Origin of the sequence: Streptomyces sp. NPDC051104, assembly GCF_040682835.1 — a bacterium.
Lineage (GTDB): Bacteria > Actinomycetota > Actinomycetes > Streptomycetales > Streptomycetaceae > Streptomyces > Streptomyces cynarae.
In genome coordinates this window covers 133,164-147,745 of record NZ_JBFBBS010000006.1, presented here as the reverse complement: position 1 = coordinate 147,745, position 14,582 = coordinate 133,164, and the positions used below count along the sequence as shown (strand labels likewise).

Sequence of the window (14,582 nt, the reverse complement as noted above, 5' to 3'; positions counted from 1 at the left end):
GTTCGAATCGCAGCACACCGTATGAAAAATGCCGAGCGTACTCCTGCCGCGATGGGCATTTCAGGTGCTTGCCGAATATGACATGGCGATGATCCGGTCGGACTAAGCTCGCCCGCGGCGCACCGAGTTGAGGGGTATTCGTGCGCCTGTTCCCAAACATACCGAAGATCCAGTTGTCACCCCGTTTCGATCCGGTACCTACCCGTCTTTTCCTCGTAAGCATCCCCCGATCCAGCCGATTCCGTCTCAGAGGGCATACATGGTGAGTGTTCAATCGCCTCCCGGTGGCCGCGAACTTCCCTACGCACGCGCGCTGTTGATGCCGTTCATACTGATGTGCGCGGCGACGGGGGCCGCCGTCGCCGTGCTCACCGGGCCGGCCCGGACCGCCGTCGGCTGGTGCGGGGCCATCGCCACGGTCCTGGTGACCGCCGTCGCGGCCGTGACGGTCCACCGTGAACGCGCCCTGCGTGCGCTGCGCGCCGAGTGCGCGGAGCGCACCACCTTCCTGGAGCGGCGGATCGCCTCGCAGAACGACGACCTCGACTACCTCCGCACCGAGATCGTGCCCAGGGCGGTCGCCAAGCTGCGCGAAGCCATCTCGCCCGGACAGGTGCTGACCCAGCTCGTCGACGGCACCCCGGAGTTCCGCGGGATCCCCGACGCGCAGCGCCGGTTGCTGAAAACCGTGCTGCAGGTCATCGACCGTGAGATCGCGCGGCGCGACTCCGCGCTGCGCGCCTTCGTCCACATCGCCCGCCGCGTCCAGGCCATCGTCCACCAGCAGGCCAACGAGCTGCGGGAGATGGAGGAGGACCACGGCCTGACCCCCGAGGTCTTCGACGACCTGCTGCGCCTCGACCACGGCAACGCGCTCATCGGCCGCCTCGCCGACTCCATCGCCGTCATCGGCGGCGGCCGCCCCGGCCGCAAGTGGCCCCAGCCCGTGCCGCTGTACAGCTGTCTGCGCGGCGCGATGAGCCGGATCCTGGAGTACCGCCGCATCGAGCTGCACTCCATCGCCAAGGTCAACATCAGCGGCGAGTCGGTCGAGCCGATCATCCACGCCGCCGCCGAACTCCTCGACAACGCCACGCGTTACTCGCCGCCCAACACCAAGGTGCACGTCACCGCCACCGAGGTGCAGACCGGTGTCTGCGTCGAGATCGAGGACGGCGGAGTCAGCCTCAGCGGGGAGAGCCGCGCCAAGGTCGAGAGGATGCTCGCCGAGGCCCAGGCCGGCGTGGACGTCCAGCAGCTCGGTGAGGCCCCGCGCCTGGGCCTCGCCGTCGTCGGCCGCCTGTCGTCCATGTTCAACATGGAGGTCTCGCTGCGGAAGTCGGCGTACGGCGGTGTCCGCGCCATCCTCGTCGTCCCGAACGACATGACGACCACCGACCCCGCCCCCGGGCAGGCCCACGGCATCGGCATCACCTCCATTCCGACCCTGGACAACGACGGCGTCGAGGGGCCCAAGCGCAAGGAGAAGCCCCGCCGCCCCACCACCGGGCCTCGGGTCAGGGAGCGGCTGTCCCTGGAGGACGACGTTCCCGTGGTCACCGAGTGGACGGCCAACGGTCTGCCGCAGCGCCGCAGCCGGGTGAAGATCCCGCTGAGCCAGCAGATCGCCGAGGCGGCCGCCGCGGAAGCCGCCGCCCAGGCCATCCAGGCCAGGAGCCACGCGCCCGTCAGGCCCGAGCGCGAACGCAAGAAGAAGGACGAGCCGCCGCCCGGCATGTGGGTGGAGGCGTTCTTCGCCGGCCTCAAGGCCGACCCGGACCCGAACGCCTTCTCCTCCGGGCCGCCGGACGACGACGCGCACGCAACCACCAGCACCGACGAGCCGGCCGCTGCCCAGGCCGACGACGAGGGGGACCCGAAGTGATCCAGCAGCGAGGCAACCTGGACTGGTTGCTGAAGGAACTCGCCGACGGCGTGCCGGGCATCCACCAGATCGTGGTGCTCTCCGCCGACGGACTGCGCATCGCCCGCTACGGCGGCGACCCGGACGCCGCCGACCGTGTCGCCGCGGCCTGCGCCGGACTGCAGAGCCTGGCCGGGGCGGTCGCGGCCGAGATGCCGGACAGCGACGGCCGGATGCGCATGGTCATCATCGAGATCGACGGCGGCTACTTCTACATGATGGAGGCCGGTCCGAACGCCTATCTGGCGGTGCTCTCCGACGTGGTCGCCGAGGCCGGCCTGATGAGCAACCGCATGCGCGATCTCGTCGTCCGCATCGGCGACCACCTGACGAGTCCGCCGCGACGGACCGGGCAGACCGTATGACTCCTCCGCAACGGCGCCGGCGCCATCCCCAGGAACAGCCTCCCCCGGAGCCTGTCACCGAAGGCGGCGCGGCGGAAGGCGAGGGGAAACAGCCCGAGCGGCTGTACATCCTCGCCGGCGCGGCCGACGGGGGCGAACGGGCCCCCATCGACCTGGTCACCCTGATCGTGACCAGCGCCGACCCGCCGCCCGCCGCCACGCCGGAGCAGTCGGCGCTGCTCCGGCTCTGCCAGGCCCCCCTGTCCGTGGCCGAGATCTCGGCCTACCTCAGTCTGCCGTTCAGTGTGGTGACCATGCTGATCACCGACCTGCTGGCGGCCGAACTGGTCCAGGCGCGCGCCCCGATCGTCCGGCAGGCGGAGGTGCCCGACCGTTCCCTCCTCGAAGCGGTGATGCATGGACTTCAAAAGCTTTGACACCGTCCCGGGGCCGCCCCCCGAGGACCACCTGCCGCACACCACGCAGGCCGCGGTCAAGATCGTCATCGTGGGCGGATTCGGGGTCGGCAAGACCACCATGGTCGGTTCCGTCAGCGAGATCAGGCCGCTGACGACCGAGGAGACCATGACCCAGGCGGGCATCGGAGTCGACGACAACTACGGCTCCGACAGCAAGACGGCCACCACCGTGGCCATGGACTTCGGCCGGATCAGCATCACCGAGCAGCTGGTGCTGTACCTGTTCGGCACTCCGGGCCAGGAACGCTTCTGGTTCCTGTGGAACGGCCTGTTCGAAGGCGCGCTCGGCGCCGTCGTCCTGCTCGACACCCGCCGCCTCGAGGTCAGCTTCGATGTCATCGGGCGGTTGGAGGAGCGCGGCGTGCCCTTCGTGATCGCCGTCAACTCCTTTCCCGACGCGCCCCGTTACCCCCTCGAGGAGCTGCGCGGGGCACTCGACCTGCCGATCGAGATCCCGATCACGGAGTGTGACGCCCGGCGCCGGGCCTCCAGCCGCGAGGTCCTGATGACGCTGATGCGCTTCCTGCACTCCCTGGCGATGCGTCGCGCCCCCGCGTGAAGACGCTCGCCGCCGCCGGGTGAAGGCGCCCGCGCCCCGCGTGAAGGCGCCCGCGCCCCCGCGTGAAGGCGATCGCGACCGCTTGAGAGCGCCCGCGTCGCCGTCCCCATGTCTCGTGCCCATTCCCCTCCCCACCCTGACCCCAAGACACAGGTTCGACCTGACGTTCCGGAGCGACCATCGTGACGCCTGAATCCCCCTCCCTGACCGGCAGCGACCACACCGGCACGGACGCCTCCTCGGCCGTCCCGCCGCCCGGCTGTCCGGCCCACGGCCTCGGCCCCGGCGGAGTGCGCCGACTCTACGGTCCCGAGGCGGAGGACCTGGGAGCCCTGTGCGAGAGACTCCGCGCCGAACACGGCCCCGTGGCGCCCGCGCTGCTCCACGACGACGTGCCGATCTGGGTGGTGCTGGGGCACGCGGAGAACCTGCACATGGTGCGCAGCCCCGCGCACTTCACCCGCGACAGCCGCATCTGGGCTCCGCTGGTGAGCGGCGAGGTCAAGCCCGACCACCCGCTGACGCCGCACTTCGCCTGGCAGCCCATCTGCTCGTACGCCGAGGGCGACGAGCACCTGCGGCTGCGCGGCGCGGTCACCGGCGCCATGTCGACCATCGACTACCGGGGCCTGCGCCGGTTCATCAACCGCGCGACGCAGTACCTCGTCAACCGCTTCTGCGAACAGGGCCGGGCAGACCTCGTCGGCCAGTTCGCCGACCACCTCCCGATGGCGGTGATGTGCGAGGTGCTCGGCATGGGCGAGGAGTACAGCGACCGGATCGTGCACGCCGCCCGCGACATGCTCAAGGGCACCGAGACCGCGATCGCCAGCAATCAGTACATCGTGGACGCCCTCGGCCGGCTCGTCGCCCGCCGCAGGACCGATCCCGACGACGACTTCACCACCCACCTCATCAACCACCCGGCCCGGCTCACCGACGACGAGATCAGGGAGCACCTGCGGGTGGTCCTGATCGCCGCCTACGAGGCCACCGCCAACCTCCTCGCCAACGTGCTGCGGATGATCCTCACCGATCCGCGCTTCCGGGCGCAGCTCAGGGGCGGCCAGATGACGGTGCCCGAGGCGGTCGAGCAGTCCCTGTGGGACGAGCCGCCGTTCAGCAGCATCCTCGGCTACTTCGCCAAGCAGGACACGGAACTGGGCGGGCAGCGCATCCGCAAGGGTGACGGACTGCTCTTCGCCATCGCGCCCGGCAACGTCGACCCCCGGGTGCGGCCCGACCTCTCGGCCAACATGCAGGGCAACCGCTCCCACCTCGCCTTCGGCGGCGGCCCGCACGAGTGCCCCGGCCAGGACATCGGGCGTGCCATCGCCGACACCGGCATCGACGCCCTGCTGACGCGGCTGCCCGACCTGGAACTCGACTGCCACGAGGAGGAGTTGAACTGGACCGCGTCCATCGCGTCGCGGCACCTGGTGCAGCTGCCGGTGCGGTTCCAGCCGAAGCCGCCGCAGGACGTGACGCAGCAGCCGTCGCTGCGGCCGGCGCCCGCGCAGCGCACCGACTGGGAGATCACGACGGCGTCCGCTGCCGGGAGCGCCACTGCCGCCCCGGACCCGCTGCCGGCTCCGCCCCCGCCGCCGGCCGCCCCGCCGGCCGCCCCGCCGGCGCCCTCCGAGCCGGCCGCCGAGCCGCGGCCCCGGCCGGGACTGTGGCGCCGCGTGCTGCGCTGGTGGCGGAGCCGCTGAGCCGCTACCCCGCCCACGCCTCGTAGGAGGACCAGGCCTTGAGCACCCGCTCGCTGACGAAGCGGTGAGCGCGCCCCGTGACCGGGTCGGTGAACTCCAGCACCCGCGCCAGCAGTTGCAGCGGGCGCCGGAAGTCACCGGCCGGCGCGGGGGCGTCCACCACCGGATACAGCGGATCTCCGAGGATCGGCAGGCCCAGCGCGTTCATGTGCACGCGCAGCTGGTGGGTCTGTCCGGTGTACGGCAGCAGCCGGTAGCGCCCGAGCCCGGCGCGGTGCTCCAGCAGCTCGATCCGGCTGACCGCGTTGGGCTCGCCCGGCACCTCCCGGGCCGTCATCACCCCGCGCTCCTTCACGATCCGGCTGCGCACGGTACGGGGCAGGGCGACCTCGGGGTCGTACGGGGCGACGGCCTCGTACTCCTTGGTGACGCGGCGGTCCCGGAACAGCGACTGATAGGTGCCGCGCTCCTCGGGCCGCACGGTGAACAGCACCAGCCCGGCGGTGAGCCGGTCCAGCCGGTGCGCGGCGGTCAGCGTCGGGATGCCCAGGTCGCGCCGGAGCCCGGCGAGCGCGGTCTCGGCGACATGACTGCCGCGCGGGGTGGTGGCCAGGAAGTGCGGCTTGTCGGCGACGGCGATGTGCTCGTCCCGGTACACCACGTCGACCGGATACGGCACACGCGGCTCGTCGGGCAACGCACGGTGGAACCACACATACATGCCCGGCACATACGCCGCGTCCGGGGCGACGGGCCGCCCGTCCGCCCCGACGACGAGCCCCGCCGCGAGCATCCCGTCGATCACCCCGTCCCCGGCCGCGAGCCGCGCCACGAGATGCTCGCGCACGGTGGCCCATCCCCCGTCGAACGGCAACCGCACCCGCACGGGATCCACCCCGCGGCGCTGCGGCAGGGGAGAGGGCGGGGTACGGGGTCGGCGTCTCATGGGGCTCCAGCGTACGAGGCGGCCGGAGGGGGTGCGAAGGCCTAGGCGGTCGCCTCCTGCACCGCCGCCTCCGGTACGGGAGCGGAAGCGTGGGTCCGCCTCCGGTACGCCCGGTAGGCGGCGCCGGCGGCGACCGTCGCCGCGAGGAACAGCAGCGTGAACCACCGGAAGTACCAGTGCCCGCCCGCGGGGTCGTACACGGCGGCTCGGGGCCAGGCCAGGTTGACGGTCATCAGGAGGCCGTAGAGGAGGGCGAGGGCGTTCACCGGGATGCCCCAGCGGCCCAGCGAGAACAGCGGGGCCCCCTCCTCGTCCGTGCCGCCGGCCGGGAAGCCGCCGCGCAGGCGCCGTAGCAGCAGGGGGCCCGTCACCATCGCGTAGGCCAGGTACAGCATCACGATGCAGGTGGTGCCGATCGCCAGGAAGGCGTCCGGAGAGGCGAAGTTGAGCAGCAGGAGGGCGGCGGCGAGGACACCGACCACCAGGGCGGGCGCGCTCGGCATGCCCGTGCGCGGGTTGACCCGTGCGAGCCGCCGCGCGAACGGCAGCCGGCCGTCGCGGGCCATGGAGAACAGCATCCGGCAGGCCGCCGTCTGGATCGCCAGCGTCGCCACCGCGATCGCCACCACGACGTCGGCGAGCAGCACCCGGCCCACCCCGTCGCCGAGGCTGCTGGTCAGGACGTAGCTGAGACCGTCGGTACCGAGCCGGCCGTCCGTCAGGCTCGGTGCGGCGAGAATGCCGCCGAGGACGATGAGCCCGCCGAGCAGGCCCGCCGCGCCGAGCGCGGTCAGGATGGTGCGCGGCGCGGTGCGGCGCGGGTTGTGGGTCTCCTCGCTCATCTCGCCGGCGCTGTCGAACCCGATCATCACGTACGCCGCCGTGAACGACCCGACGAGCAGCGCCCCGAGCAGTCCGCCCGTGCCGGAGCCGGTGTGGAAGGTGATGCCGGGGGAGCGCCGGGAATGGGTGAGCAGCAGCACGACGATCAGGCAGGCGCCGATGATCTCGGCGGTGACCCCGATGCGGTTGACCGCGGACATCACCCGGTTGTCGACGACGTTCACGAGCGTGGTGAGCGCCAGCAGGACGACGCCGAGGACCGCCGCGTTCGCCGCGCCGGTGGGCGAGGTGGGCGACGGGTCGCCGCCCACCAGCTGGAAGCCGGACCACAGCGGCGGCATCACCATCTGCAGCGCCAGCGCAGCCGCGGCGACCACGACCACCTGCCCGATCACCATGATCCAGCCGGCGAACCAGCCGAAGGTGGCGTTCGACAGGCGCGAGGACCACTGGTAGATGGCGCCGGAGATCGGGTAGCGGGCGGCCAGCTCGGCGAAGCACGCGGCCACCAGCACCTGGCCCGCCATCACCACGGGCCAGGTCCAGAAGAAGACGGGCCCGCCGAACGCGTACCCGAACGCGAAGAACTGGAAGACGGTCGTCAGGACGGAGATGAAGGAGAACCCGGCCGCGAAGGAGGCGTACCGGCCCAGGCTGCGGTGCAGTTCCTGGCGGTAGCCGAAGCGCGCCAGGTCGGCGGCTCCCTCGGGGCCCGGAGGGTCGGGGCGGACGTCGGCGGGGGCGGTGCTCGTCATGGCGGCAACCTGCTTTCGCACTGCGCGCGAGAGTTCCTGTCGGGCGACAGAAATTGCTGTCGGGCGACCGAACGTAGGGAGCACCTGTTTCACCGGCGTCACGCCGCGGTGTCGGGGCCGGACCCAAGTCCTCACGCCCTCGTGAGAGCACCGCACGACAAAGCGGCGGCACCCCGGGCATCCGGAGTGCCGCCGCCTTGAGTGTCCGGCCGCGGTGTCCTACGCGGCGGAGGCACCCTCCTGCTCCGCCTCCATACGCGCGTTCCACTCCCGCTTCGACGCCTGCCAGCCGTCCTCGTTGTGCCCGAGTCGCCAGTAGCCAGAGATGGAGAGGTCCTCGCGCGGGACCCGGTGCTCGACGCGCAGCAGCCGGCGCAGTTCCTTCACGAAACCGGCCTCGCCGTGCACGAACGCGTGCGGCCGGCCCTCGGGGAACTCAAGCGCCCGTACGGCCTCGATCAGCGCCGCGCCGACCGGCCGGTTCCCGCGGTGCAGCCAGACCACCTCCACATCGGAGTCGATCTTCTGCTCCTCCTCGGGGCCGGCGACCTCCACGAACGCGTGCGCCCGGGCGCCGTCCGGCAGTGCCTCCAGGGTCGCCGCGATCGCGGGCAGCGCGCTCTCGTCACCGGCGAGCAGATGCCAGTCGGCGCTCGCGTCCGGTGCGTAGGCACCGCCCGGCCCCAAGAACCGCACGGTCTCGCCCGGCTGCACCCGCAATGCCCACGGCCCGGCGAGCCCCTCGTCGCCGTGGATCACGAAGTCCAGGGTCAGCTCGCGGTGATCCGGATTCCAGGCGCGCACGGTGTACGTCCGTGTCACGGGCCACTGCTCGCGCGGCAACTCCTCGCGGATGCGCTGCAGGTCGAAGGGTTCCGGATAGGTGATGCCCTCGGCAGGGGGGAAGAGCAGCTTCACATAGTGGTCGGTGCAGCCGCCCGCCGCGAAGCCGGCGAGCCCCTCGCCGCCGAGCACCACCCGCTGCATGTGCGGGGTCAGCCGCTGCGTGCGGACGACCTGCGCGGTGTGGGCCCTGCGCGCCTTGCCTGCGGGGCGCTCTGCCATGACGGCCTCCCGGTTCCCTGAGTTAGGTTCACCTAAGTTAGCATCTCCCGCCAGTCAACACCTCATTCCCGACTCTCCCCTGAGAACGGGATGACACTTCCTCCCGGAACCGTCACGCCCCGAGCGTGGTGAGCAGCCGCCGCAGTGAGCCGCCCAGACCCCAGCGGGCCTCAAGGACGTCCAGCGCGGCCGGGTCGCGCGGTGTGCGCGGCAGCGCCGTGTCGACCTCCGGCAGCGGTACGTCCTCGGCGACCCGGACGACCGAGGGCGCGAGGGCGACATACGGCCGTGCCTCGGTGAGCCGCCTGCGCTGGGCCGGTGTGAGCTTCGACGCCGGGTCGTCGACCGCGGCCATGATCCCGGCCAGGTCGCCGAACTCGGCGAGCAGCTTCGCGGCCGTCTTCTCGCCGATGCCCGCGACACCCGGCAGCCCGTCGCTGGGGTCGCCCCGCAGCAGCGCCAGGTCCGCGTAACCCCGCCCGTCCACGCCGTACTTCTCGCGCAGCGTCGCCTCGCCGGTGAGCTGCAGCGTGCCGACGCCCTTGACCGGGTACAGCACCCGCACCCCGCGCGCGTCGTCGACCAGCTGGTACAGGTCGCGGTCGCCGGTGACGATGTCGACCGGACCCTTGGCGCGCGCCGTGAAGGTGCCGATCACGTCGTCCGCCTCGTACCCCGCGACGCCCACGCGCGCGATGCCCAGCGCGTCCAGGACGTCCTCGATCACCGGCACCTGCGGGGACAGCGTGTCCGGCACCTCCTCCACGTCCGGTTCCGCCTCGTGGGCCTCGGCCACGCGGTGCGCCTTGTAGGAGGGGATCAGCTCCACCCGCCAGTGCGGGCGCCAGTCCGCGTCCATGCAGGCCACCAGGTCGTCGGGGTGGTGGTCCTTCACCAGGCGGTCGATGAAGTCGAGCAGCCCGCGTACGGCGTTCACGGGCGTGCCGTCGGGGGCCTTCACGGACTCCGGCACGCCGTAGTAGGCGCGGAAGTACAGCGAGGCGGTGTCGAGGAGCATGAGCCGTCGAGTTCTCTGCGTCACGTTCCGCATCATGCCGTACGGCGCCGACAATGCCCCTTCCGTGGGCGTGCCGTGCACATACGTGGCAGAAGTAAACGCCTTGTGAACTGGGCCACCCCTGCGTTTGGCCTTGGCGACCGGGGGCAGGGGCGCTTCGAAGCGATGCCAGTTGCAGTTTCAACGTTTGCAGCGGCTCGGAGGCTTCGAGACGAGAGGTACCTGTGTCTTCCAGGCTTGAGACCGAGCACCTGTACAAGGTGTTCGGCAGACGACCGGATCGGGCGGTGGAACGGCTCCGGCAGGGGGCCGACCGTGAGGAACTACGCGCCGACGGGTCCACCGCGGCTGTGATCGACGCGTCCTTCAAGGTGGAGCCGGGCCAGATCTTCGTCGTCATGGGCCTGTCCGGATCCGGCAAGTCCACGCTGCTGCGCATGCTCAACGGCCTGCTCGAGCCGACCGCCGGACACGTCCGTTTCGACGGCCAGGACCTCACCGCCCTCGGCCCCCGTGAGCTGCGCGCGGTCCGCGCACGGAAGATCAGCATGGTCTTCCAGCACTTCGCGCTCTTCCCGCACCGCAGCGTCCGCGAGAACGCCGCGTACGGCCTGGAAGTCCAAGGCGTGCCCCGCGCCGAGCGCCTGAAGCGCGCCGACGAGGCGCTCGCCCTGTGCGGCCTGGCCGGCTGGGAGAAGTCGTGGCCCGACGAGCTGTCGGGCGGTATGCAGCAGCGCGTGGGCCTGGCCCGGGCGCTCGCCACGGACGCCGACCTGCTGCTGATGGACGAGTCGTTCAGCGCGCTCGACCCGCTGATCCGCCGCGACATGCAGGACCAGCTGCTGCAGCTGCAGCAGACCCTGAAGAAGACCATCGTCTTCATCACGCACGACCTCAACGAGGCCATGCGCCTCGGCGACCGCATCGCCGTGATGCGGGACGGCCGCATCGTGCAGATCGGCACCGCCGAGGAGATCCTGGTCCGGCCCGCCGACGACTACGTCGCCTCCTTCACCCAGGACGTCGACCGCTCCCGGGTGCTCACCGCCGGCGCGGTCATGGACACCACCGTCACCGGCGACGACCCGGGCTGCGGCTGTGAGACCGCGACCCCCGACACGCCGTTCGCCGAGCTGTGCGCGATCAGCGCCCGGCTCTCCCATCCCGTCGCAGTGGTCGACGAGGGCAACCGGCTCATCGGTGTCGTACCGCAGGAGCGGCTGGTGGGCTTCCTCGGCAACGAGGCCGCCGACCCCGCCCCCTGCGACGACAGGCGCGACGCCCACGGCGGGAAGGTGGTCGCCCGTGCCTAGGATCCCGTTCGGCGACTGGGTCAACTCCCTCGTCGACTGGCTGCTGCACCACATGGCGTGGCTGTTCGACTTCTGCAAGACCGTCTTCCTGGGCGCCTTCGACGGCATCAACGCCGTCCTGCAGGCCCCCGAGCCGTTGCTGCTCGCGGGCATCTTCGCGGTGATCGCGTTCTGGCTGCGCGGCACGGCCGCCGGTGTCCTCGCCTTCGCCGGCTTCGCCTTCATCGACTCCCTTCAGCTGTGGGGCGACGCGATGGTGACCCTGTCGCTCGTCCTCGTGGCGACGCTCATCGCGCTCGTCGTCTCCGTGCCCGTCGGCATCTGGGCGGCCCGCTCCAGCCGGGTCGGCGGCCTCGTGCGGCCGGTGCTCGACTTCATGCAGACGCTGCCCGCGATGATCTACCTCATCCCGGCGATCCTGTTCTTCGGCACCGGTGCGCCCGCCGGCATCGTGGCCACCCTGATCTTCGCCCTCGCACCCGGCGTCCGCATGACCGAGCTGGGCATCCGCCAGGTCGACAAGGAGCTGGTGGAGGCCGCGGAGGCGTTCGGCACCACCCCGCGCGACACGCTGCTGCGCGTCCAGCTCCCGCTCGCCCTGCCGACCGTCATGGCCGGCGTCAACCAGGTGATCATGCTGGGTCTGTCCATGGCGGCCATCGCCGGCATGGTCGGCACCGGCGGCCTCGGCGGCGACGTCAACGAGGCCATCGGCCAGCTCGACGTGGGCCTCGGCTCCGAGGCCGGTGTCGCCATCGTCATCCTGGCGATCTACCTGGACCGCATGACCAGCGCCCTCGGCACCCAGGTCTCCCCGCTGGGCCGCCGCGCCGCCGCCCGGCTGCGCGCCGCGCAGGCCTTGAAGATCTGGTCCTACCGGCCCCGGCCCGCCGTGGCCGTGATCGGCGTGGTGGTGCTCGCGCTGGTCGCCGGCGGCATGGGCGTCTTCGCGGGCGGCGGCAAGTCCGCCACCGCCGCCGATGCGCAGAACGTCGGCCAGGGCAAGAAGATCACCATCGGCTACATCCCCTGGGACGAGGGCGTCGCCTCCACGTTCCTGTGGAAGGAGGTCCTGGAGCGGCGCGGCTTCCAGGTCGACGTCAAACAGTTCGACGCCGGTCCGCTCTACACCTCGCTCGCGCAGGGCGACATCGACTTCGAGACCGACTCCTGGCTGCCCACCACGCACCAGCAGTACTGGAAGAAGTACGGCAGCCGGCTCGACGACCTGGGCTCCTGGTACGGCCCGACGTCGCTGGAGCTGACCGTGCCCTCCTACATGAAGGGCATCGACTCGCTGGAGGACCTCAAGGGCAAGGCCGCCACCTTCGGCGGGAAGATCACCGGCATCGAGTCCAGCGCCGGTGAGATGAGCCTGCTCAAGAGCACGGTCCTCAAGAAGTACGGCCTGGACAAGGAGTACCAGGTCGTCGACAGCTCCACGCCCGCGATGCTGGCCGAGCTCAAGCGCGCCTACGAGCAGAAGAAGCCGCTCGTCGTCACGCTCTGGTCGCCGCACTGGGCCTACAACGACTACGCCCTGAAGAAGCTCAAGGACCCCAAGGGCGCCTGGGGCAAGGGCGACTCTGTGCACACGCTCGCCCGCAAGGGATTCGCCCAGGACAACCCGGTCGTCGGGACCTGGCTGAAGAACTTCAAGATGGACGAGAAGCAGGTCACCGGCCTGGAAGCCGAGATCAACAAGGCCGGGAAGGGCAGGCAGCAGGACGCCGTGCGGGCCTGGCTGAAGAAGAACCCGGGCGTCGTCGACAAGCTCGCCCCGGTGCAGAAGTCCACGGCCGGCGGGCCGGCTGAGGCCAAGCGGCCGCTGAACGTCGCCTGGTTCCCCTGGGACGAGGACGTCGCAGTCACCTACCTGTGGAAGAACGTCCTTCAGCGGCGCGGCTACCAGCTCAACCTGAAGCAGATGGACGTCGGCCCGGTGTACACGGGACTGGCCGGCGGCGACCTCGACCTCAACTTCGACGCCTGGCTGCCGTACGCCCAGAAGAACTACTGGGACAAGACGAAGGACAGGCTCACGGACCTGGGCACCTGGTATCAGCCGACCTCCCTGGAGATCGCCGTGCCCTCCTACGTCAAGGACGTGAAGTCCCTGGAGGACCTCAAGGGCAAGGCGAGCACCTTCGGCGGAAAGATCATCGGCATCGAGCCCGGCACCGGCGAGATGAACCTGCTCAAGACCAAGGTCCTGCCCGGCTACGGCCTCGACAAGGAGTACCAGGTCGTCGACGGCTCCACGCCCGCGATGCTGGCCGAGCTGAAGCGTGCCTACGCGCAGAAGAAGCCGGTCGCCGTCGTCCTGTGGTCGCCGCACTGGGCGTACAGCGAGTTCAAGCTCACCAAGCTGGCGGACGACAGGAAGCTGTTCGGCGAGGGCAACACGATCCGCACCATCGCCGCCCGGGCGTTCCCGGACCGGTACCCGCAGCTCACCAAGTGGATCAGGAACTTCAGGATGAGCGAGGCGGAGCTGGGCAGCCTGGAGAGCGCGATCAAGAACCGCGGCCAGGGCCATGAGGAGGCCGCCGTGGCCGCGTGGGTGCAGCAGCACCCGGACATCGTGCAGCGGATGACCCCGCAGTGACCCGCCCGTAGTGCTCCGGGAGAACACCCGGAGCACTCCCAGGACCGCGAGCCGCCCGGCGCCCTCACCGCGCCGGGCGGCTCCGTACTCCCGTACGAGCGCCGTACGAGGCCGTACAAGAAGAATCCGGACAACCCCGCAACGGCCCAATTCACCGATCGTGACCGTACGGCTCTCCTCCCTGACCGGTCCGCGACGCCTCCGGTACCTCGCGCGGGCCGCCCCGCGCCTCTGGTCAGCCGTTTCCTCGCAGGTGAGCGCGGCGTGCGCGGGGAGGCGGGACGGCTCGTCCGGTGGCGCGAACCCTGACCTTCACCACTCTTGTATATGACACCGATGTGACGGGCGCATGAAACGGTTTGCCGAACATGCGTAGGGTGCAGACAACTCAGAAGAAGCAGTGGACCGACGAGCGAGGGAGGGAGCCGGAGCGATGGGCGACCACAAAGAGCAGCCCCTTCGGGTGGGCGCGGCCGTACGGCGGCGGCGCCGCGCGCTGGAGCTCACCCTCGCCGTCGTCGCCGAGCGCAGCGGCCTGTCGGTGCCCTTCCTGAGCCAGGTGGAGAACGAGCGGGCGCGTCCCAGCCGGCCCTCCCTGGAGCGGATCGCCGACGCCCTGCGCACCACCGCCGTCGACCTGCTGGCCGCGGCCGACCCGGCGTGCAGCGTGGACGTGCTGCGCGCCGACGACGAAGCGGTCCCGCCGGGGCAGGCCCGGGTGCGCCCGCTGGTGCGCGGGCACCACCAGCTGCACGCGATGGAGTTCATCGGGGACCACGACGAGGGACGCGAATTCCAGCACCGCAACGACGAGTTGATGTACGTCGTCGAGGGCGCCGTCGAGATAGAGGCGGAGGGCCGGGCGCACCGGCTCGGGCGGGGAGACACGCTGTACCTGAGCGGGGGAGTGCGGCACCGCTGGCGGGCGACCGTGCCGGACACCCGCGTGGTGGTGGTCGCGGTCGCGGACCACGTCGAGGCGGTCGAGGACCGGTCGCGCCGCCGCTGACCTGCTT

At 71.0% G+C, this 14,582-nt stretch carries 12 protein-coding genes; 8 read left to right on the top strand and 4 right to left on the bottom strand.

The genetic code is table 11. From position 1 onward, the window contains the following. Nucleotides 1-259: 259 nt before the first annotated feature. The 5 genes from AB0N14_RS11955 (at nt 260) to AB0N14_RS11935 (ending at nt 5,018) form a co-directional block, all read left to right on the top strand. Complete coding sequence (locus AB0N14_RS11955; protein WP_366025521.1) at nt 260-1,885, top strand: ATP-binding protein; 1,626 nt, start codon at nt 260-262, stop codon at nt 1,883-1,885. Then, a complete protein-coding gene (locus AB0N14_RS11950; protein WP_200421319.1) occupies nt 1,882-2,289 on the top strand; it encodes a roadblock/LC7 domain-containing protein in 408 nt (135 codons plus the stop codon). Before AB0N14_RS11955 ends, AB0N14_RS11950 begins: the two co-directional genes overlap by 4 nt. Beyond that, nucleotides 2,286-2,705 carry a DUF742 domain-containing protein gene (locus AB0N14_RS11945; protein ID WP_366025520.1) on the top strand — a complete coding sequence of 140 codons (420 nt, stop codon included), beginning with the start codon at nt 2,286-2,288 and terminating at the stop codon, nt 2,703-2,705. Before AB0N14_RS11950 ends, AB0N14_RS11945 begins: the two co-directional genes overlap by 4 nt. Then, nucleotides 2,686-3,306, top strand: coding sequence for an ATP/GTP-binding protein (locus AB0N14_RS11940; protein WP_366025519.1), 621 nt, complete (start codon nt 2,686-2,688; stop codon nt 3,304-3,306). The genes AB0N14_RS11945 and AB0N14_RS11940 overlap by 20 nt, the downstream gene beginning before the upstream one ends. A gap of 182 nt (nt 3,307-3,488) precedes the next feature. Continuing rightward, nucleotides 3,489-5,018: a cytochrome P450 gene (locus AB0N14_RS11935; RefSeq protein ID WP_366025518.1), complete on the top strand. Its 1,530-nt coding sequence runs from the start codon at nt 3,489-3,491 to the stop codon at nt 5,016-5,018. A 4-nt stretch (nt 5,019-5,022) separates the two neighbouring features. On the opposite strand, the gene AB0N14_RS11930 is transcribed toward AB0N14_RS11935, so the two are convergent. From AB0N14_RS11930 to AB0N14_RS11915, 4 genes are all read right to left on the bottom strand, one after another. Continuing rightward, nucleotides 5,023-5,964: an RluA family pseudouridine synthase gene (locus tag AB0N14_RS11930; RefSeq protein WP_366025517.1), complete on the bottom strand. Its 942-nt coding sequence runs from the start codon at nt 5,962-5,964 to the stop codon at nt 5,023-5,025. Nucleotides 5,965-6,005: 41 nt separating this feature from the next. Continuing rightward, on the bottom strand, nt 6,006-7,562 hold the full coding sequence (locus AB0N14_RS11925) for an amino acid permease (RefSeq protein WP_366025516.1): 1,557 nt from the start codon (nt 7,560-7,562) through the stop codon (nt 6,006-6,008). 219 nt (nt 7,563-7,781) lie between these two features. Further along, on the bottom strand, nt 7,782-8,627 hold the full coding sequence (locus tag AB0N14_RS11920; protein ID WP_366025515.1) for a siderophore-interacting protein: 846 nt from the start codon (nt 8,625-8,627) through the stop codon (nt 7,782-7,784). A gap of 112 nt (nt 8,628-8,739) precedes the next feature. Continuing rightward, nucleotides 8,740-9,678, bottom strand: coding sequence for a 5'-3' exonuclease (locus AB0N14_RS11915; RefSeq protein ID WP_366025653.1), 939 nt, complete (start codon nt 9,676-9,678; stop codon nt 8,740-8,742). A 191-nt stretch (nt 9,679-9,869) separates the two neighbouring features. On the opposite strand from AB0N14_RS11915, the gene AB0N14_RS11910 reads away from it, so the two are divergent. From AB0N14_RS11910 to AB0N14_RS11900, 3 genes are all read left to right on the top strand, one after another. Continuing rightward, entirely contained in the window at nt 9,870-10,958 is a 1,089-nt protein-coding gene (locus AB0N14_RS11910) for a betaine/proline/choline family ABC transporter ATP-binding protein (protein WP_366025514.1), read from the top strand. Further along, the gene (locus AB0N14_RS11905) at nt 10,951-13,566 is read left to right on the top strand and encodes an ABC transporter permease/substrate binding protein (RefSeq protein ID WP_366025513.1); all 2,616 of its coding nucleotides are present in this window, start codon (nt 10,951-10,953) and stop codon (nt 13,564-13,566) included. Before AB0N14_RS11910 ends, AB0N14_RS11905 begins: the two co-directional genes overlap by 8 nt. Before the next feature lie 433 nt (nt 13,567-13,999). After that, nucleotides 14,000-14,575, top strand: a complete 576-nt coding sequence (locus tag AB0N14_RS11900) for an XRE family transcriptional regulator (RefSeq protein WP_366025512.1) — start codon at nt 14,000-14,002, stop codon at nt 14,573-14,575. Nucleotides 14,576-14,582 lie beyond the last annotated feature (7 nt).